The sequence below is a fragment of the Miniphocaeibacter halophilus genome (genome assembly GCF_016458825.1).
Classification (GTDB): Bacteria; Bacillota; Clostridia; order Tissierellales; family Peptoniphilaceae; genus Miniphocaeibacter; species Miniphocaeibacter halophilus.
In genome coordinates, this window is sequence record NZ_CP066744.1 from 846,662 (window position 1) to 866,056 (window position 19,395).

General features: G+C 29.5%; 18 protein-coding genes and 1 CRISPR repeat array. Of the genes, 4 read left to right on the forward strand and 14 right to left on the reverse strand.

Annotation, left to right across the window (positions count from 1 at the left end; all coding sequences use genetic code 11):
* Window positions 1-5 precede the first annotated feature (5 nt).
* Both JFY71_RS04145 and JFY71_RS04150 read left to right on the forward strand, forming a co-directional pair.
* The gene (locus JFY71_RS04145; RefSeq protein WP_243661786.1) at window positions 6-1,922 is read left to right on the forward strand and encodes a beta-glucoside-specific PTS transporter subunit IIABC; all 1,917 of its coding nucleotides are present in this window, start codon (window positions 6-8) and stop codon (window positions 1,920-1,922) included.
* 11 nt (window positions 1,923-1,933) lie between these two features.
* Window positions 1,934-3,364, forward strand: a complete 1,431-nt coding sequence (locus JFY71_RS04150; protein ID WP_243661787.1) for a glycoside hydrolase family 1 protein — start codon at window positions 1,934-1,936, stop codon at window positions 3,362-3,364.
* 123 nt (window positions 3,365-3,487) lie between these two features.
* Here JFY71_RS04150 and JFY71_RS04155 read toward each other — a convergent pair whose 3' ends face one another.
* From JFY71_RS04155 to JFY71_RS04200, 10 genes are all read right to left on the reverse strand, one after another.
* Window positions 3,488-4,099, reverse strand: coding sequence for an SIS domain-containing protein (locus JFY71_RS04155; RefSeq protein WP_243661788.1), 612 nt, complete (start codon window positions 4,097-4,099; stop codon window positions 3,488-3,490).
* A gap of 13 nt (window positions 4,100-4,112) precedes the next feature.
* On the reverse strand, window positions 4,113-4,508 hold the full coding sequence (locus JFY71_RS04160) for an SIS domain-containing protein (RefSeq protein WP_243661789.1): 396 nt from the start codon (window positions 4,506-4,508) through the stop codon (window positions 4,113-4,115).
* Window positions 4,509-4,524: 16 nt separating this feature from the next.
* The gene (locus JFY71_RS04165; RefSeq protein ID WP_243661790.1) at window positions 4,525-5,376 is read right to left on the reverse strand and encodes a PTS system mannose/fructose/sorbose family transporter subunit IID; all 852 of its coding nucleotides are present in this window, start codon (window positions 5,374-5,376) and stop codon (window positions 4,525-4,527) included.
* Window positions 5,363-6,148 carry a PTS mannose/fructose/sorbose/N-acetylgalactosamine transporter subunit IIC gene (locus JFY71_RS04170; RefSeq protein WP_243661791.1) on the reverse strand — a complete coding sequence of 262 codons (786 nt, stop codon included), beginning with the start codon at window positions 6,146-6,148 and terminating at the stop codon, window positions 5,363-5,365. Before JFY71_RS04170 ends, JFY71_RS04165 begins: the two co-directional genes overlap by 14 nt.
* Before the next feature lie 16 nt (window positions 6,149-6,164).
* Window positions 6,165-6,635: a PTS sugar transporter subunit IIB gene (locus JFY71_RS04175; protein WP_243661792.1), complete on the reverse strand. Its 471-nt coding sequence runs from the start codon at window positions 6,633-6,635 to the stop codon at window positions 6,165-6,167.
* Between the two features lie 9 nt (window positions 6,636-6,644).
* Window positions 6,645-7,052: a PTS sugar transporter subunit IIA gene (locus JFY71_RS04180; protein WP_243661793.1), complete on the reverse strand. Its 408-nt coding sequence runs from the start codon at window positions 7,050-7,052 to the stop codon at window positions 6,645-6,647.
* Window positions 7,049-7,906, reverse strand: a complete 858-nt coding sequence (locus JFY71_RS04185; protein WP_243661794.1) for a sugar phosphate isomerase/epimerase family protein — start codon at window positions 7,904-7,906, stop codon at window positions 7,049-7,051. Before JFY71_RS04185 ends, JFY71_RS04180 begins: the two co-directional genes overlap by 4 nt.
* A complete protein-coding gene (locus JFY71_RS04190) occupies window positions 7,903-10,581 on the reverse strand; it encodes a PRD domain-containing protein (RefSeq protein ID WP_243661795.1) in 2,679 nt (892 codons plus the stop codon). The genes JFY71_RS04185 and JFY71_RS04190 overlap by 4 nt, the downstream gene beginning before the upstream one ends.
* A gap of 318 nt (window positions 10,582-10,899) precedes the next feature.
* Window positions 10,900-12,348: a cell wall-binding repeat-containing protein gene (locus tag JFY71_RS04195; RefSeq protein ID WP_338041881.1), complete on the reverse strand. Its 1,449-nt coding sequence runs from the start codon at window positions 12,346-12,348 to the stop codon at window positions 10,900-10,902.
* A 55-nt stretch (window positions 12,349-12,403) separates the two neighbouring features.
* Window positions 12,404-13,036 (reverse strand): GntR family transcriptional regulator, encoded by a 633-nt coding sequence (locus tag JFY71_RS04200; RefSeq protein ID WP_243661796.1) that lies wholly within the window; start codon window positions 13,034-13,036, stop codon window positions 12,404-12,406.
* A 121-nt stretch (window positions 13,037-13,157) separates the two neighbouring features.
* On the opposite strand from JFY71_RS04200, the gene JFY71_RS04205 reads away from it, so the two are divergent.
* Window positions 13,158-14,441: an L-cysteine desulfidase family protein gene (locus JFY71_RS04205; protein ID WP_243661797.1), complete on the forward strand. Its 1,284-nt coding sequence runs from the start codon at window positions 13,158-13,160 to the stop codon at window positions 14,439-14,441.
* 76 nt (window positions 14,442-14,517) lie between these two features.
* On the opposite strand, the gene JFY71_RS04210 is transcribed toward JFY71_RS04205, so the two are convergent.
* Entirely contained in the window at window positions 14,518-14,802 is a 285-nt protein-coding gene (locus JFY71_RS04210; protein WP_243661798.1) for a hypothetical protein, read from the reverse strand.
* A 245-nt stretch (window positions 14,803-15,047) separates the two neighbouring features.
* Here JFY71_RS04210 and JFY71_RS04215 point away from each other — a divergent pair, with 245 nt between their 5' ends.
* Window positions 15,048-15,587, forward strand: coding sequence for a hypothetical protein (locus JFY71_RS04215; protein ID WP_243661799.1), 540 nt, complete (start codon window positions 15,048-15,050; stop codon window positions 15,585-15,587).
* Between the two features lie 123 nt (window positions 15,588-15,710).
* On the opposite strand, the gene JFY71_RS04220 is transcribed toward JFY71_RS04215, so the two are convergent.
* The 3 genes from JFY71_RS04220 to cas1b all read right to left on the reverse strand — a co-directional run bounded on the left by JFY71_RS04220 (window position 15,711) and on the right by cas1b (window position 19,391).
* A complete protein-coding gene (locus JFY71_RS04220) occupies window positions 15,711-16,190 on the reverse strand; it encodes a DUF3139 domain-containing protein (protein ID WP_243661800.1) in 480 nt (159 codons plus the stop codon).
* Window positions 16,191-16,330: 140 nt separating this feature from the next.
* A CRISPR array of direct repeats spans window positions 16,331-17,944; the repeat unit is 30 nt; unit sequence ATTTACATTCTACTGTAGTTCTATTAAAAG.
* Window positions 17,945-18,115: 171 nt separating this feature from the next.
* Entirely contained in the window at window positions 18,116-18,394 is a 279-nt protein-coding gene (gene cas2, locus JFY71_RS04225) for a CRISPR-associated endonuclease Cas2 (RefSeq protein WP_243661801.1), read from the reverse strand.
* A gap of 16 nt (window positions 18,395-18,410) precedes the next feature.
* Window positions 18,411-19,391: a type I-B CRISPR-associated endonuclease Cas1b gene (gene cas1b, locus JFY71_RS04230; protein WP_243661802.1), complete on the reverse strand. Its 981-nt coding sequence runs from the start codon at window positions 19,389-19,391 to the stop codon at window positions 18,411-18,413.
* Window positions 19,392-19,395: the final 4 nt, after the last annotated feature.

Below are 19,395 nucleotides of genomic sequence, written 5' to 3' on the forward strand. Positions count from 1 at the left end.
AAGATATGAAAGATTATTCAGAATTAGCTAAGTTTATAATTGAAAATGTCGGTGGCAAAGACAATATTTCAACTGTAAGTCATTGTATAACAAGACTTAGATTTAAGCTAAAAGACGAAAGTAAAGCAAATACTGATGCTCTATCCAACAAGGAAGGCATAGTAAAGGTAATGCAAAGTGGAGGCCAGTATCAGGTTGTTATTGGCAACGAAGTAGCAGATGTTTACAAAGAAGTAAACAAAATTGGCGGTTTTTCAGATGATGATCAAGGACAGGATGACAACTCCAAAGGACCATTTGCAAAATTAATTGATATAATATCCGGAGTAATAGCTCCAACTTTAGGGGTTTTAGCAGCTACTGGTCTTTTAAAGGGTTTATTGACTTTAGCATTGTTTTTCGAACTTCTTTCTGATAAATCCGGAACCTACTTAATATTATATTCTATTGCGGATTCAGTATTTTATTTCCTACCAGCATTTTTAGGATATTTATCCTTTAAAAAATTTGGTGGAAACCCTTTAATTGGACTTACTATAGGACTTATATTCTGTTATCCTAACATAGTTGGAATGGACCCTTCAAATTTGGCAGAGTCATCTCCATTACTAACACTTTTTAAAGGTACTTTTTTTGAATCAAATGTCTACCATAGATTTTTAGGTATACCGGTAATAATGATGGGCTACACCTCAAGTGTTGTTCCTATTATAGTAACCTCATATTTTGGAGCAAAGCTTGAAAATTTCTTCCAGAAAACAATACCTGCCGTACTTAAAATGTTTTTAGTTCCACTATTAACTTTAATAATAATAGTTCCATTAGCATTTTTACTAATTGGTCCTATAACTACATGGTTAGCACAATTAATAGGAGCTGCAATAGGATTTGTTTATAATTTAAGCCCTGTAATAGCTGGAATATTAATTGGTGGTTTATGGCAAGTTCTTGTAATCTTCGGTTTACATTGGAGTATTGTACCTATAGCCTTATACAATTTAACAGCTCAAGGTTTTGACCAATTTATGTCACCTTATTTCGCTGGTACTTTTGCACAAATTGCAGTAGTTTTAGCAATAGTATTAAAAACTAAGGACAAAAAACTTAAACAACTTGGAGTTCCTGCCTTTGTAACAGGAATTTTCGGAATAACAGAACCAGCTATTTACGGGATAACTCTACCTAAGAAAAAACCTTTCATTATATCCTGTATAGGTGCTGCAGTCGGTGGAGGAATAATTGGATTTTTCAGAGTTACTTCCTATACCTTTGGAGCAATTGGTATATTTGGTTTTACAACCTATATAAACACTAATACCGGAGATATGATTTCTGTTCTTCACGCAGCTATAGGTGTTGTAGTAGCAATGGTAGTTTCCTTTGTATTAACATTTATAACTTATAAGGATGATGAAGAAGAAATAGAAGGTAAAGACGGTGTAATAAAAAAAGACAATAACTTAGTAGAAGATATAAAATTATATTCTCCTTTAAATGGTGAAGTTATTGCTATTGAAAATGTTGCAGATGAAGCTTTTTCCAGTAAAGCCTTAGGTAATGGAGTTGCTGTAATTCCTACTGAAGGAAAATTATATGCACCTTGTGATGGTACAATAGCAACCTTATTCCCAACTGGCCACGCTTTAGGTATTTTATCTGATGATGGTGCTGAAGTTCTAATTCATATTGGAATGGATACAGTTCAACTTGAGGGAAAATACTTTACTATAAGAACTAAAAATGAAAAATATGTAAAAAAAGGTGAATTACTAATTGAATTTGATATAGAAAAAATAAAGGAAGCCGGTTTTGATATTACAACTCCAATAGTTGTGACAAATTCTGCAGACTATTTAGATGTTGTACAAATGAAAGACCGTTATGTTGAACATGGCGAAGAAATTATAAAAATTATTAGATAATAGGAGGACTTATGTTTAGAGATGATTTTTTATGGGGCGGAGCTACTGCTGCAAACCAATTTGAAGGTGCTTGGAATATTGGTGGAAAAGGCCCAAATATTTCCGACCACTTAACAAGAGGTAGCAAAGAAACTCCCAGAATTATAACTCCTATCTTAAGAGAAGATGGAGATTATCCAAATCATGATGGAATAGATTTCTATCATAGATATAAGGAAGATATTAAATTATTTGCTGAAATGGGATTTAAAACCTTTAGACTTTCAATAGCTTGGTCAAGAATTTTCCCTAACGGAGATGAAGATAAGCCAAATGAAGAAGGGCTACAATTTTATGACAATGTATTTGATGAATTAAAAAAATATAATATTGAACCTATAGTGACAATATCCCACTATGAAACTCCTTTTCATATAGCTAAAGAACATAAGGGTTGGACTTCAAGAAAATTCATAGATTATTTTGTAAAGTATTGTGAAGTAATTTTTAAAAGATATAAAAATAAAGTTAAATATTGGCTAACATTTAATGAAATAAACATGACTATGGCCGGCATTGGTTCCTACTTAAGCCTTGCAATAGTACCTGATGAAGATACTGTTTTAGTTGAGCAAGAAACAGAATTAAAAGACAGGCTACAAGCTTTACATCATCAATTTATAGCTAGTGCAAAAGTGACAAAAATAGCCCATGAAATAAATCCAAATTTCCAAATTGGATGTATGAATATATTTGCACCTTTATATCCTTTAACTTGTAAACCTGAAGATGTGATTTTGGCACAATACTATAACAATATAAATAATTATTATTGTTCAGATGTTCAAGTTCGGGGAGAATATCCTTCATATGCAAAGAAATATTGGGAAGATAATGATATTGAAATTAAAATGGAAGACGGAGATCTTGAAATTCTAAAAGAAGGAAAAGTTGACTTCTATACCTTAAGTTATTATATGAGCTCTTGTATTTCCAGTGATCCAACTGCAGAAAAAGCTTCCGGAAATTTCCTTTTTGGAGTTAAAAATCCATATTTAGAAGCTAGTGAATGGGGATGGCAAATAGATCCTACTGGATTAAAATATCTTTTAATAGAAATTTATAATAGATATGAAGTACCTATTATGGTTGTTGAAAATGGACTTGGTGCCATTGATAAACTTGAAGATGATAAAACTATTCATGATGACTATAGAATAGATTATTTGAAAAAACATATACAAGCTATGTCTGAAGCTGTTGATGAAGGTGTTGACTTACGAGCTTACACACCTTGGGGCTGTATAGACTTAATATCTGCCTCAACTGGAGAAATGGCAAAACGATATGGATTTATATATGTAAACAAACAAGATGATGGTAGCGGGGATTTAGAAAGATATAGAAAAGATTCTTTTTACTGGTATAAAAAAGTAATAGCTAGTAATGGAAAGGATTTATAATCCAATTAACCTGCCCTTCAATAATAAATAAGATAGATAAAATAGCTGTTGGAAGCCACAAGTTTGGTTTTCCAACAGCTATTTTACTATTATTTGATCTCTTAATTTATATCCTTTAGTCTATTAATAATCAAATTGACGATAATATCTTCTATAGTCTAAATTATGATGGGAATATTTTTCATAATAAACTGCTAAACGGTCCACTAACATAGTGGAAACCATAAGTGGTGAAATCATCCATCTGTATTTTTCATCAATTCCGGTTAAAGCGTATTCATCAGGGTCGATTACTACAAACTTTCCAGCTCTTTCCTTACAGAAATTTTCAACTCTTTCATCTAATACCCTAGTCTTGCCACTTCCCTTTATAAGAAATACGGTACTGGTTTCATCTACTAGCTCAAGAGTTCCATGGAAGAATTCACTGGATCTTACGCTTTTAGTTTTAAACCATTGCATCTCCTCTAGGATACACATTGAAAATAAATAGGTTTCACCCCACATTTCATTTCCACCTATCCAAATCATGTAATCACTATCGTAAGTATTCTTCGCTATTTTATCAGCTTTTTCTTCAAAGGCTTCTTTTAATTTAATAAAATTATCCGGCAATATTTTTAGCTGATTAGCAAATTCTTCATAGTCTTCAAAGTCACCATTCAAATATAAAAGTTTAAAGAAAAACCAATACAGTAAAATATATTCAAATTCTACTCCCTTTTTGTGTCTCATGGGAATATAGTATTTAGAATTTTTGTGCTAGAAGTGTTTTTTCATCTCTTGTAAAGCTAACTACTCTAATGTTCTTTTTTGAGCAATATTTAGATATTTCCACAGTTTCCTTTGTATCCCCTGATTTTGACATGGTAATAACTAATGATTCTTTCGTCAAATTTTTATTTCCCCTATATAATAATTCATTAGCTTGTTCTATAAAAATTGGCATTGTAGTAAATTGTTTTGCCATGTCTGCTATAGCCATCATAGGAGCCAAACTTCCTCCTACTGCTACAAAAAATATATTCTCAAACCCTTCTTTATATATTTCTTCCGCTTTTTTTTCTGCAATTGATTGAGAATCAATAATTAATTTTGCTCCATCTAAATACTCTTCCTTATTAAATTTAAGTAATTCTTTCATTGTTATCTCCTTAATATTAACTAACAAAAATTCCAAAATATGCCCCAACTATTCCTATTATTACTGTACAAACTATTAACACCATCGGACTAACTCTCTTTTTAAGTAGCCAATAGTATAACCAAGTTACTCCCAAGGCAACTATTCCCGGCATTATTCCATCTAATAGTTCCTGTAATGTTTGAACACTTTCCCCTGATCCTATTTCAAGTCCTAATGTTGTATATACCATTCCTGAAGACATGGCACCAATAACTATCATTGAAAGTACTCCGGCAGCTTCCATTAATTTATTCATTAAACCGGATTTCTGAATTTTATCCAAGTATGAAAAACCCAGTTCATATCCCTTTTGAGCACCAAATATTCTTAGTCCAAAAGCAGGTATATTATAAATTAACCAATACAGAATTGGTCCTAGGATATTTCCATCTAAGGCAAAGGATAAGCCTATTCCTAAAGCAATTATTCTTATACATCCTAGGAATATTGAGTCTCCAATTCCTGATAAAGGTCCCATTAAAGCTGTTTTAATATTAGAAACAGATTCCGGTTCCATTTCTTTTTTTGCTATTGCCTCTTCCATAGAAACTGCTATACCTCCAACAAAAGGAGCTAGTTGAGGTGTAATATTAAAGAATTCTACATGTCTTGTTAAAGCTAGTCTATACCCTACCGGATCATTCTTATATATCTTTTCTAAATAGGGATCTATCATCATGCAGAAAGCTAAATGCATCTGTCTTTCATAATTCCATGAAAACTCCATGCCTAAAGCCCCTTCATTTAAGGCCATTTTAGTCATATCTTTTTTAGTAAACAAAGCCTTTTTCCCGTTCTTATCTATATAGTTATTAGAAGTCATCATCATCACCTCCATCAAAGTCATCTACACCTTCAGTTGCAACAGTAGACTCCGGTTGTTTCTTTAAAAATCCATAATTTACTAAAATATAGCTTACTCCTATAATTGCCACTCCAAAGATTGGCATTTCTAGATATGCTGCCAACACAAAGCCTATAAAATAAAATGGAATAATTTCCTTTTTCAAAACCATTGTCATAAGCATTGCAAAACCCATTGCAGGAAGTATTCCTGCTGCAGCTCCTAAACCTGTAATAATAAATTCCGGTATACCATCAAGAACACCTTGCATAATATCTACTCCAAGCCAAAAAGCTAAAAATGTTAATAAAAATCTTCTACAAATTTTTATTATTCCTATTAATCTGTGATCCCAAAATATAGCTTTGCTATTCCCTTTCTCTGCACCTCTATCAGCTATCCTCAATGATAATACATTAACTATGTCCAATAAATTACCTATACTTAATGATAATAAAGCTATAGGCATAGCAAGGGCTAAAGCCACTTCCACACCTTCTCCTAATTGAATGGCGAAAGCTGTTGCTAATACTCCACCTACTATTACATCTGGTGGAATATATGCTCCAACCGAAATCGCCCCCATGAAAAGCATTTCCAAATTTGCACCAATTATAATTTCCGTTTTAAAATCCCCTAAAATTAATCCTACCAAAGGTCCTAAAGTAATAGGTCTAAATAAATATGATGTTCCTAATTGATAATCGAATGCGCCTAAAGCCGCTACTAAACCAACAAGAATTGCTTTTAACATATTTCACCTCTTTCTTTTATATTAAATTTGCTACATTTTTTTTACTGTCATCGGCTAACTGTCTCATTTCAACTTCATAACCATCTTTAATAAGTTTTCTTATTATTCTCTTGTCCTCCTCAGTTAAATAAACACTTTTTCCTATTTGTTCAGAACCCTCTACATGCTTCACCCCTCCTAAATTTATACTTTTAATTACAGGACAATTTCTAGCAATTTTCTCTGCATCTTCAATAGTTTGAACCACTATTAGTAATTTATATTTATCGGTTTTCCCTTGATTTATTGAATCTATAGAATCTTGTATTCCCTTAATAACAAGTTTAACTCCTGCCGGCTTTCCTAATCTTAAGGTAGTTTTCCATATTTCATCTTTTACTACCTTGTCACTGGCTACTAATATACAATCTGCTCCTATAGAGTTAGTCCATGAAAAAGCCACCTGTCCATGAAGTAAGCGGTGGTCTACCCTTAATAACTTAATCATAATTGCCTCCTAAAAATCCTCTTCCTCTTGTTTTGAAATATCATTACATAGACAGAAGTCCTTGTTTCCAATATCCAATATATAAGCCCTTAGTGATTCCCAAGGTTCTTCTTTATTACTAAAAGCCTCAAGTAATACAGGCAAAGAACTTCCTGTAAATATATAGATATTGGAACGATTAATATATTTCATAAATATATTGTTAACACTTCCTCCTAACATATCCGTAAAGCATATTAATTCCGTGCCTTCTGCTACATTGTCAAATATTTTTTCTACATCTTCTTCCACATTCTGCTTAGGGTCAATATAGCAATCTAGAACTAAAACATCATCCTGTTTCCCTATAATTAATTCTATAGCACTCATTAAACCACTTGAAAATCTACCATGACCTGCAATGACGAATTTCCTCATATTTTCTTCCTCACTATGCTGTTTACTTTTTCTATATTTTCTATAAATTTACTATATGATTGCTTATCTGCGAGAAATGGTTTTTTATGATATCTACTACTTGCAATTTCCATACTTAAATACCCTTCATATCCATACTTTTTAAATACCATTAAATCCTCTAACATATCCCTGCTTCCATCTCCCCAAGCTAAATGGGTATCTTCTCCAACATCTACAAAATGGCAATGTTTTATTTTTTCACCAAAAATATTAAAATATTCATCTATTGAATCCCCTGCAATAGATGCAGCTCCTAAATCTATACAAATATTCAAGTAATCTGAATTTACCTCATTTAAATATCTATACAGATCCTTTATGTTATTAACTAAGTTAGATTCTGTTAGCTGTAATGCCTCTATGCACAACTGAACATTCCTTTTTTCAGCATAGGAACATATCCTTTTCATCATATCTATACTATAATTCCAACTTTTTTCCCTGGAGATGTCTAAAAAGCCCCATCCTGATGTTACCACTACCTTTCCGGCTCCTGTAATACTGGCAATATCCACTATATTTCTAAAGTAATCTTGTGTTCTCCTTCTTTGATTTTCATCTATAGCTGCCATATTATTTGGTTTTGGATTGGTTTGTTCCGGACAAATACAGGCTATTTTAACATTGTACTTCTTGGAATACCCTATTATTTTTTCCAAACTATCATAATTCAAATAATCAACATAGAGATGTTGGGGAGCAGTCCACATTTCTATGTTCTCTATGCCAAGACCATTAGCCGTTTTAAAAACCTCTTCTATTGAATAAAACTGATAATGATGGTTCATTATACAAAGCTGTTTTTTCTTCATAGCTCCTCCTCTACAACCTTTTCATCATGGGATATATAATCATATATATAAATTATTTCACTTATTGGAATTTCAACATTATAGTCCTCTAAAAGATTTGAAAAACTATTCCTAACGGCTAAAATAAATTCCCTATTATTTTTTTCAAATAGTTTAGTGTTTTCCTCCCGTACTTGTAGCTCGTTTTTAGTTACTAATCTTTCAATTAAATTACTAATATGGATATAAATTCCCACTAAGGTCTTTGGTAAAAATTTCCTATTTAAATTCTTCTGTAGCTTACTAACAGCATCTACTGTTAAATCCATAAGCCTATCCACATTTAAAATAGTTATATGTTCCATTACACTTCTAAGGGATAGATTTTTTAATAGGTTTTTATGGAAAAGCTCTATCTCATCATAAGTTAAATCCTGTTTCAATATATCATCTAAAATACTTAAATCTGTAGGTTGTACTAACTCCTCTAGGGAAACTGTCTTAATGTCCTTTGACAGTCCTTCAGCTCCAACAATTAACTTTATATCATAATCTGCAAAAATAGGATTGTTAAAAAAATTATTCATCTTATCTATATCAATACAAATCCATTCTATATTTATTGTTCTAGGAAGACTTTGCTGTACCAGTTCTGAAATGCTTTTAGATACCTCTAAGCCCATATCGCTTATAAATAATACTGCCGTCTTTTTCTTATTAAGAGATATGATTCTACTGGTGGTTTTAATTTTCACCTCTACATCGGATACTATCTTTGAAAACTCCTCATGTTCCAATAACCCTTCTCCTATATATAAAGCCACTGCTGTTGAAGCATTTGTTACAACAGCTAAATTTATATTTGTATAGATCTTTAAATATTTTTCTATTTCAGATAATGACCCCATATCCACCAAGAGTATTACATTTTTTAAATACTTATGATTTAATAAAAAGTTATCCATCTCTAATGCTATTTCTTTAACATTGGCATGTAGAGGCATATCGATTCCTCTAAACACCTGATGGCCTAACATAGTATTGGCAGTATCTGCCATGCTAGTTGCTGTTGAATATCCATGGCATATAATTATTCCTGATGTTAGACGATCTTCCAGCTCCCTGTTATAAAAATATATATTTAAAGTTAAAAATACCTTGCTCATACTTGGCATTATTATTGAAAAGCGTTCTTGAAGAATTGAAGCTATATGATCGGCGATTAAGTAAGCAGTCTCCATTTGTATCTTAAAAAAATTTAACAGCTCCTCAATTTGAAAATATTTTTCAAAAAGCCATTTTTCATAATATGACCTTTCATCCAAATACTGTGATATTTCCTTAGATAATAGGGAAACACAGTTAAAAGGTAAGACTACTCGAGTATTTTCCACTATCTCATCTAAAATATTGATTAAATTTTTTTCAATGCTATCTGATTCATTGAAATTATTGATCTTTTTAGAAAAAGCTATATTATCATAGTATTTTCTAGTCAAAGCCCTACTCTCATCTATGAATCTTGAAAAATCTTTATTCTTTTCATAATTTTCAAATATTTTTAATAATTTGCTATAATATTCTATGTTTTCGGTTTTTTCTAACCTTTCCTCGCTAAAATGCTCCGATATTTCCATAAGTTCAAGTTCTTTTGAATCATCTGTTTCAAAGGATACTCTTTTACCAGTTTTAGGAATATGATATCTTTGGATTATAATAGTTTCATCGTCACTATCTTGAATAACTTCCGACAGTAGTTTTCTTAAATCAACCCTTAATTTAGTAACTCCACTTTCCATATAGGCATCTAATAGTTCATCAAGGGCAACTTTAGATAGAATAATCTTCTTACCAAGGCTTTTCTCCTCCTTAAGAAGAAATTTTAAAAGTATATTTTTTCTTTCAGTAAAAGGTCTTTCCTTTATTGATGGTATTTTTATATCTATGGGAATTACTAACTGTAATTTTTCATTTAATACGGATATATCCTTTGTTGTACTCATTATTAAAAACGGTTCATCTGAATTATTTGTGTTTTTATAATCTATTTTATCTGCTAGTTTGTTCTGTAAAGAAACACTTAATTTCTCAACGTGGCTAATATACAACATAGAACCTTTTGCCTTATTCCAAAATCCAAAGTCAGGATTAAACAAGGCAGTATCCATGTTATTTTCATTATCATAATAAGAAGGATGAAAATGTACTAAATTCATATCCTTTTCTATTAGCTTTCGCTTCTTTAAAAAATCAAAAGATGAAGAGACTAAGAAACGTTTTCCCGATCCAACCACTCCTTCCAATAACATTGGCAACCCTCCCGGATATAAAAGAGCTGTTTTAATCCTGGACAAAGCTTCCTTTAAAGATCCATTTTTACCTATTACATTATGGAAATCATCTGTTGATTCATCTAAAATATTAAATAAACCTTCCAAACTAAGAAATTCATTTGTATCAAATTTAATACCATACAAGCTTTCCAAAGTCTTTTTAGAATAATAATAAACCGGTCTAGATAAAACCTTTATTAGTTTTCCATCTTTGAACAACTCATTTAAATATTCACTTGTTGCAGTTCTGCTTAAATTTAAAGAAGAACTAAAAAACTTCGTTGTAAATTGATTGGCATTATCTGAATCAAACATAAAAGTTATTTCATCAATTAACTCCTCTAATTCTTTTTTTGTTGACATATTGAACTCCTTTCCTAAATATTAGCATCTATCTATTTATAATACTCTTCTATAAAGACAATGCGACTAAAAGACATGTTTTTTATTTTTTTCGACAGTATTTATATATTCCCCGTCACTATATATTATAAAACTAAAATTTTATGTTGAATATCCATTATCTTATACTTTTGTGGCAATATATTTTTATATAAAATTTCCTTCTTGGTATATAAGCATTGCTATAGCTTTTTAAAATATGAAAATAAAAAAAGCATCTTAGATTTTGCTTCTTATCTAAAATGCTTTTGTCCTCAATTTGATATCCTAGCAAGTTATTTATTTTTCAAAATGTTGGTAGTCCGGATTTGTCCAACTACCACCCCATTTCCAACCATATTTTTGGAAAATATTATATATTTTATCGTTTTTAAAAATCATCCACTCTAACTTCATCCCTCTATTTACATACGGCTGGCTTTCCTTTGGAATAGCAAGACCATTTTTTATATAGGGATTATAAAGGGGATTTATATCTATAGCCAGCCCTTCTGCATGCTTTGATAATCTATTAGTTCCCGATATTAATCTATAGTTAAATCCTGAACTATTATTATCTGCCATAGACATATTATCATCTGCTTTGTATTCATCAATTAATTTGATTTTCTCAATAGGATATTTTATATCAAATAATTCTTTAAAAATATTACCTACTTCCCTTCCAACTTTTTTATTAACAATTATTTCTCCCTTTTTAATTTCACCATTAAAATCATAATGTAATAGAGGAAGATAAACTAAGTCATTAAAACCTATCTTTGCATTATTAGGCATTGATACTCCTGTCATTTTTTCTTTAATATTGTTAGGAATTTCCACAGGTTTAAAAAAGTTAACACTTTCTCCTGTTAATAAACCTTCAATAACTATATTACTAACAGAACCACCGGCTATTATGAAATTTGAAATATTTTTTTCTTTAATATAATTTAAAATATTCTTATCTAGATTATTGTTTTCAGTTAATAGAATCGGAGCGTCATATTTTTTACATAAACTTACTGCCGATAAAGCATCAGCATAATTTTCACTGGAAGCTATTATTGCACTATTAGAATTTGGATGTGATATTTTAGCAAGTTCTAAAGAAGTTAGTATTCTATTACTTCCAGAAACTCTTTTCCCTTTTAAATTAGAAATATTAACAGAAGCTTTTCCTCCTACAATATAATTAGAATCTAAATTATATTGTTTCTCAATAACTTTATTTACCAGTTTAATTGGTGAATCTTCCTTTATGGATATTCCTACTGCTACAACAGAATCGGCATATTTTTCTCCAGTAACAATAGTATAGCCATTGCTATTTCCCTTTATTTCTTCAATTTCCGAAATAACTATATTATTTGTATCATATCTATCTATTCCGGCTAATACTTCTTTTTCATAATCTATTTTATCTATTGCCTTATTTGATATAGTAGACTCTCCCCCTATAATATATATTTTTTTTACTTCCAGTCTTGTTAATTCTTCTAGGACTTCATCCTGTATACTATCTTTACTAATTAAAAGAACAGGGGCATCTAACACAGTTGCCAAAGATGTTGCAGAAAGTGCGTCCGGAAAATCATCTCCACTGGCTATAACTGCATATTCGCTTTTATTAAAACTATTTTTGCTTATTTCTACAGCTGTTGTATACCTGCTATTACCCGATATTTTTATAGTAGAAATATTATTGGCACTTGAATAATTGTTAAAACAAAGTACTGTTACAAGTATTACTAATAGAAAAAACCTCCTGTAATTCTATTTTTACTTTTTATCATACATCCTCCTATTTTTTCATAAATGAAGCGATATCCTTTTGTAAATCCTTAATTGCCTTTTCTTTGTTACCGTTTTTTAAAAATTCAATCAATTCATCATGTTGATGTGTGTATCTATTAAAAACCTGTTTGTCCCAACTTGTCCAATAGAATTGTGAAAAGACCAACATCTGCTTATTTAAAGCATTTTCTAGAGTTTCGTAAAAAAATTCATCATGATAAAAAGAAGCAAGCTTCAAATGAAAGTCTTGATTTGTCTTCCAATATATTACAGGGTCGTTTCTATCAGAGCTGTCCATTTGTTCTCTGTGTAAATTTTCCAGTTCTTTTATATTTTCATCACTTAATCTGTTCCAATATTCATTTAAATATTTTGGTTCAATAATTAATCTAAACTTTAAAATCCCTTCTAGGTACTCATTTGAATAATTAATTATTTTATAGCCTAACCTTGGTATGCTTTTTAAAATTCCATCATTACATAACTCTATTAAGGCATCTCTAACAGGAGCTTTACTAATATTATATTGATTCATTAACGCCTTTTCATTAATAGTATCTTCTAAGCTATATTTCCCGGAAATAATATCTAATTTCAAACTTTTATACACTTGTTCTCTTAAATTTAATTTCTTTTTCATATCCACCTCATTATTGACAGTTACACGTTCGTCTGATATGATTAGTAATAATATCAGACGAATATTTATAGTATATACTATATTATAACAAATACCGTTTATAAATCATAAGGAGCTTATTATGGAAGAACAATATTACGATAAATTTGAAGAAATTTTATTAGAGGATTTACAACAAGCATTAGGTTGTACAGAACCTATTGCCATTGCATTATGTGCAGCAAAAGCCAAAAGTATATTAAATAAGGTACCTACAAAAGTAATACTTCATTGCAGTAAAAATATTATTAAAAATGCAAAATCAGTAACAGTACCTAATTCCAATGGACTTAAGGGAATTGAAGTTGCAGCTGCACTAGGCATTGTTGGAGGAAATTCTGACAAAAACTTAAAGGTTTTAGAAGATATTACAGAAAGTAATATTGAGGAAGCAAAAAAATTAATAGCATCTAAAATATTTACTATTGAAATAGCAGATGTACCAAACTTACTTTATATAAGAACTGAACTAATATTTGAAAACGATGTAGTGTCAGTAGAAATTAAAGATAGACATAGTAATATATCAAAAATAACAAAAAACAAGGAAGTAATATACTCATCTGAAGATGATAGTAGTGGCGACAATCAAGAATGCGATAAATCTTTATTAAATATACACAGCATTATAGAATTTGCCGATTCTGTTGATCTGTCAAAAAGAAAAGAACTAACTAATAGATTAGACCTACAAATTGAATGTAATACAAACATTTCAAAAGAAGGATTATCTGGAAAATATGGTGCAGGCATTGGTCATATAATATCTGAAACATCTTTTGAAACCGATATAAAATCAGAAGTAAAGGCTTGTACTACTGCCGCATCAGATGCAAGAATGGGTGGATGTGGCTTACCTGTAGTAATAAACTCCGGTTCAGGAAATCAAGGAATAACTACATCTTTACCGGTAATTACCTATGCAAAATCTATTAATGCTTCTAAAGATAAATTATACAGAGCCCTAATAGTTGCAAACTTAACTACAATTCACCAAAAACAATTCATTGGAAAATTATCTGCCTTCTGCGGAGTAGTAAGTGCAGGTGCAGCTGCCGGTTGTGGAATTGGTTATTTAATGGGATTAAACGAGGAACAAATTGAAAAAGTCCTTGTAAATACACTGGCTACATCTGGTGGTATAGTATGTGACGGTGCCAAACCTTCCTGCGCCCTTAAAATAGCAGTGGCCTTGGAAAATGCCTTCTTAGCTATTGATATGGCAAAAAGAGATATAGTTTTTGATTCCGGTGATGGTATAGTTGGTGAAAATGTAGAAAAAACCATTGAAAACATTGGTAGAATGGCATCAGTTGGAATGAAAAATACAGACGATGAAATTTTAAATATTATGATAGGAAAATAACGTTATAAAAAAGACTATTATTTATTAGATAAAAATCTAAAACTAATAGTCTTTTCTTTTTAATATATAATCTATTCTATTTGTTCTTGACTAAAACTATAACAATTTCTGAATCTTCAATAAAATCTATGGAAATAGTATTTTCTCCATTAAAATTCAAAACGTCCCCTTGTCTCAAATTATAATCTTCCCTTTCATTTAAATGAACCATAACATTTCCCTTTATTAAGGAAAAAATTATATCTTCTCCAGGATGGTTATGAACCGGAATATTATCTCCCTTACTTGCTGATTTTTTTACTACCTTATAATTTTCCCCTTCAAATATAGGTCCAATTTCATTTTTTACAATTCCTAGCATTTTTTATCCCTCCTATTTAATATAGAATACACAAAATAACAAAGAAAAGATGTAATATTTGTTACATTTTTCAAAAATTTAATAATAATTTATTAAAGGAAAATAAAATACATATTAAATATAAATATAATTTGTTTCAATATACATTAGGGTATAGATATAATAAGGTAAATAAAATACTATCTGTCCATATATGACTAAAGTTAAAAATTTTAACTTAAAATATTATAAAAAAGGAGATAAAAATGAAAACTGATGTAATATTAACAGATTTAGAAAATAAATATTATAATAAATTATCTAAAATGGAAAATGAATTTGAATATGAAAATAAATATACAAATATACAGTATGACGAAAATAAAAATCAAGTAATATTACAATTAAATCCTATAAAAGTTATTGTTGATTTTAATGAAAACAAAATAGATAGTCAATATAATATAGCTCAAGTTGATAAAATCACTACCGATATGGAAAATATAAAAACAAAACTTTTTAAATTTGGAGAAGAAATATTAGATAGCCATGCAAAGTATTTTAAAGATTATGAAACTAAAGAATATTGCCTTAAATTAAAGGATAAAAATCTTTACTTGGTATTTTTTAAACCTTTACAAAGATTTGAATTGTTAAAATTTGAAGATATCGACGAAAAATACTACGACTATAAATTTACAATTCCAAGTATAGAATATATGTCAAAAGATACATATTGGGACGGATTTAATACAACAATAATAGCACAACTTATTGATTTTGATTATTTTGAACTTGTAGAATAAATAGTAGTTTTAAAGGGGCGTTTCTAAATGAAATGCCCTTCTGTCTTAAAACCATATTAATAATATAAGGACTGATTTTTTTAAAAATATTTTTTTATATTCTTCATCCTTAACCATATTTTTCTAATTTGTTTTTCCTACTAAATTTCCTTCTTTGTCAACAAACCCTTCCATTGTATCATCTTTTGCTTTTTCAATTGAATAAAAATCTTCTTGTGTATCATGATTATAAGAATAAAAAAGAACTCCTTTATAATAATCAGTACCCCCAGTTAAATTTTCCTTTAAATTATGAAAGGGATTTATATAATCATCGATTGATGTATATTCTTTATTCCCAGTAAAATAAACATAGGTCATAGTTGGATTATCCTTAAAAATTATCTTTCTTTCTATTATTGGTATATAACGTCCATAGATTACGCCCGTATCTTCAATTTTTTCTGCATGTGTTAAACCCTGTGCCTTAATATAATCTTCTATGCGTTCTGCAGCTTTTTTTTCAATCAACTGCTCAGTTATCATAAAGGAGAGAAAATATACTAAAACAAAGGACACAATAAAAGCTAATACTTTATGTTTAGACATGAATTTCATTAACATATCACTTCCTATAGAATCTTTACTATTAGCATTAATTGTAGCCTGTTCAAACAATACCAGTATAACATTTCAAAGATATCCTTATATTACAAAACTCTAACAATTAATAAGAAATTATTAAATATTTACAGTTTTTTACAGATTTTATTCTACTGTAGTTCTATTAAAGAAGGAGGTAAGTTCATGAAAAAGTATGAGCTTACACTATTTACATTCTATTGTAGTTCTATTAAAGTTATTAAGTCGTTAATTCAAAATCCCCCAAAAATGCATTTACATTCTATTGTAGTTCTATTAAAGGATAGATACCGACTCTATAAATAGTCATGTCACCCATTTACATTCTATTGTAGTTCTATTAAAGGATAAGTTAAACCTGTTTATATTATTTTGTAAAATATTTACATTCTATTGTAGTTCCATTAAAGGAGGGAAGATAAATTTGTAAGAACTATTGAAAGAGAAATTTACATTCTATTGTAGTTCTATTAAAGGTTCTTTAATACCTTTAGAAGTATTAGTGGGTTATGCAAATTTACATTCTACTGTAGTTCTATTAAAAGTTGGAGCCTGTTTCCGTCATATCTCGGTTTTCTATATTTACATTCTACTGTAGTTCTATTAAAAGAAGTTTATTTGTGAAGAACTAGCAAGCCTTATTTGTAATTTACATTCTACTGTAGTTCTATTAAAAGTAAATTACCTTGCTCCCACATGTCCGAAACTTCAACATTTACATTCTACTGTAGTTCTATTAAAAGCATTTGTTTAGCACTACCTTGTTGCTCTTTCTCTAATTTACATTCTACTGTAGTTCTATTAAAAGTCGTTAGGAATTTTCATTTCTTCAAACATTCCCTTATTTACATTCTACTGTAGTTCTATTAAAAGTTCTTTCAGTCATTAAAATATTTAAATGATTCTTTAATTTACATTCTACTGTAGTTCTATTAAAAGTATATTCAACCATAACTTCGGCAGAGTCGGGCAACATTTACATTCTACTGTAGTTCTATTAAAAGGGAAAAAGTATCTATTGAAAAAAACGACTTTGAAATTGATTTACATTCTACTGTAGTTCTATTAAAAGCAAGCTTGCAAAGTATGTAAACCTTAAATATAAATATAATTTACATTCTACTGTAGTTCTATTAAAAGGCACCTGGTTTTAATAAAGTTGGCTTTTTGCCTGTTCCATTTACATTCTACTGTAGTTCTATTAAAAGGATTTTACGTTTCCCTCGTGTTTAGTGTTGAAGATATTTACATTCTACTGTAGTTCTATTAAAAGTCAGTAATTATATTTTCTAAACCAATGCGGAAAAAATTTACATTCTACTGTAGTTCTATTAAAAGTTTAGTTACTATATATAGTAAAATATAGTTAATAAGTAAATTTACATTCTACTGTAGTTCTATTAAAAGAGACCCGTTATAGAAATGGGTTAAGATTAATATTAATTTACATTCTACTGTAGTTCTATTAAAAGTGATGTAATAGCTTTATATCCACCTATATTCTTTTATTTACATTCTACTGTAGTTCTATTAAAAGGCGTTTTTAGCCTCTCCCGCTATGGCTGGGAATTTATATTTACATTCTACTGTAGTTCTATTAAAAGAAAAGCATCTTTTATGGGTCGAGCAGCATAGCCAATATTTACATTCTACTGTAGTTCTATTAAAAGTGATTATTTGCGCGTTGCTTTCATTCATTTCAAAATATTTACATTCTACTGTAGTTCTATTAAAAGACGTTTCTTTTTAGCTATGAATTTCTCAACATTAAAACTATCTAATTTGTCGATATACTTATATTATACTAAAATTTACATTAATTAAAATCATATTTTTATTAAATGGCTATTTTCCGGTATTTATAGCTCCTGTCGTACAATCGATTTCCTTACACTATTCCTTATCGACTAAATTATATTGGATGTTTTATCATCTTCCATCGCCCAAAATTCCTTGTCTAACCATTTATTGCTCCTACTTTTAAAAATTACTATTGAATCTTTATCTTTACGAATAAATGGCTTTAATTCCATTTTCAATTTTAATTCTTCTGCTCTGCTTAGCTCACCTTCAAATACCGATTTTTGTACATTTGTTAAATATTTTTTACAGATTTTAAAAATATTTCTATGAATTCTTGGACTTTTTTCATCTGTTTTTATATCGTATATTAATATTACATACATAAGCTACCACCAAATTTTAAAACCTTCGTAATCTTTTTTCTCCTATTACACTTTTCATTAATTTATAACATTCCAGCCTTATCAAATATCTATATGATACTTCTCTTTTTAAACCTTTGTGTTTCAACACTTTCTTTAATCTATTTTCATACTCTCCTAATAGTATTTTTAAACCTACATCTGTTAATTCCAATCCTCTAGACTTATCTATAAAATGAGATTTAGTTATTTGTTTTTTATTAAGCATAGAAAAAATCATTCTGTCCACTATTAATGGTTTGAAAATTTCTGCAATATCCAAGGCTAAGGAAAATCTTTTATTTCCAGGTTCATGAAGAAAGCTAACTGTTGGATTTAATTGAGTTTTATAAATTTCACTTAATACTGTAGTATACATCATACTATTTAGAAAGGAAATTAAAGTATTAACCATATTATCCGGTGGTCTCTTCACTCTTTTTTCAAACTCTACATCCTGTTTTATTATTTTAGTCCATTGGTCGTAATAAATTTTTCTAATATTTCCCTCAATTCCCATTAATGAATTAATATTTTCCATTTCATCTATTTTTGAAATGAAGTACTCTATCTCAGACATAGCTACACTTAAGTCCACTTCTCTTTTATTATAATACCTAAGATTTCGATAAATATTTCTTGCTGCTGAGCAGACTATTTCTTTAGCTATTTTCATTCGTCTAGGTAAGTCTATTTGTGTTTTAACTTGTTCTACTAATAAATAACCACTTACCTTACTTTCCCTTGGATAGTAACTTCCACTATAATATCCATAGTAATTAAAAACATTTAGAGTAATTCCCATTTGTGATAGAAAATTTAATAGTCTAGTATTTAAATCTATTTCTCCAAACAAATAAAGTTCATCCATTTTTTCTGATTTCAAAAACACTTCTGTTCCATCTGAATTTTCAAATACAATATTATTATCTTTTCTTCTTAGTGTTCCACTTTTTGTTATATAAAATGTCTCTTTCATATTT

Coding starts and splice junctions, on each gene's coding strand:
- JFY71_RS04165 (WP_243661790.1), bottom strand. CDS start 5,376: ATGATGACTTCTAATAACTATATAGATAAGAACGGGAAAAAGGCTTTG.
- JFY71_RS04215 (WP_243661799.1), top strand. CDS start 15,048: ATGAAAACTGATGTAATATTAACAGATTTAGAAAATAAATATTATAAT.
- cas1b (WP_243661802.1), bottom strand. CDS start 19,391: ATGAAAGAGACATTTTATATAACAAAAAGTGGAACACTAAGAAGAAAA.
- JFY71_RS04180 (WP_243661793.1), bottom strand. CDS start 7,052: ATGAGGAAATTCGTCATTGCAGGTCATGGTAGATTTTCAAGTGGTTTA.
- JFY71_RS04155 (WP_243661788.1), bottom strand. CDS start 4,099: ATGAGACACAAAAAGGGAGTAGAATTTGAATATATTTTACTGTATTGG.
- JFY71_RS04160 (WP_243661789.1), bottom strand. CDS start 4,508: ATGAAAGAATTACTTAAATTTAATAAGGAAGAGTATTTAGATGGAGCA.
- JFY71_RS04170 (WP_243661791.1), bottom strand. CDS start 6,148: ATGTTAAAAGCAATTCTTGTTGGTTTAGTAGCGGCTTTAGGCGCATTC.
- JFY71_RS04150 (WP_243661787.1), top strand. CDS start 1,934: ATGTTTAGAGATGATTTTTTATGGGGCGGAGCTACTGCTGCAAACCAA.
- JFY71_RS04220 (WP_243661800.1), bottom strand. CDS start 16,190: ATGTTAATGAAATTCATGTCTAAACATAAAGTATTAGCTTTTATTGTG.
- cas2 (WP_243661801.1), bottom strand. CDS start 18,394: ATGTATGTAATATTAATATACGATATAAAAACAGATGAAAAAAGTCCA.
- JFY71_RS04200 (WP_243661796.1), bottom strand. CDS start 13,036: ATGAAAAAGAAATTAAATTTAAGAGAACAAGTGTATAAAAGTTTGAAA.
- JFY71_RS04205 (WP_243661797.1), top strand. CDS start 13,158: ATGGAAGAACAATATTACGATAAATTTGAAGAAATTTTATTAGAGGAT.
- JFY71_RS04145 (WP_243661786.1), top strand. CDS start 6: ATGAAAGATTATTCAGAATTAGCTAAGTTTATAATTGAAAATGTCGGT.
- JFY71_RS04185 (WP_243661794.1), bottom strand. CDS start 7,906: ATGAAGAAAAAACAGCTTTGTATAATGAACCATCATTATCAGTTTTAT.
- JFY71_RS04175 (WP_243661792.1), bottom strand. CDS start 6,635: ATGATTAAGTTATTAAGGGTAGACCACCGCTTACTTCATGGACAGGTG.
- JFY71_RS04190 (WP_243661795.1), bottom strand. CDS start 10,581: ATGTCAACAAAAAAAGAATTAGAGGAGTTAATTGATGAAATAACTTTT.
- JFY71_RS04210 (WP_243661798.1), bottom strand. CDS start 14,802: ATGCTAGGAATTGTAAAAAATGAAATTGGACCTATATTTGAAGGGGAA.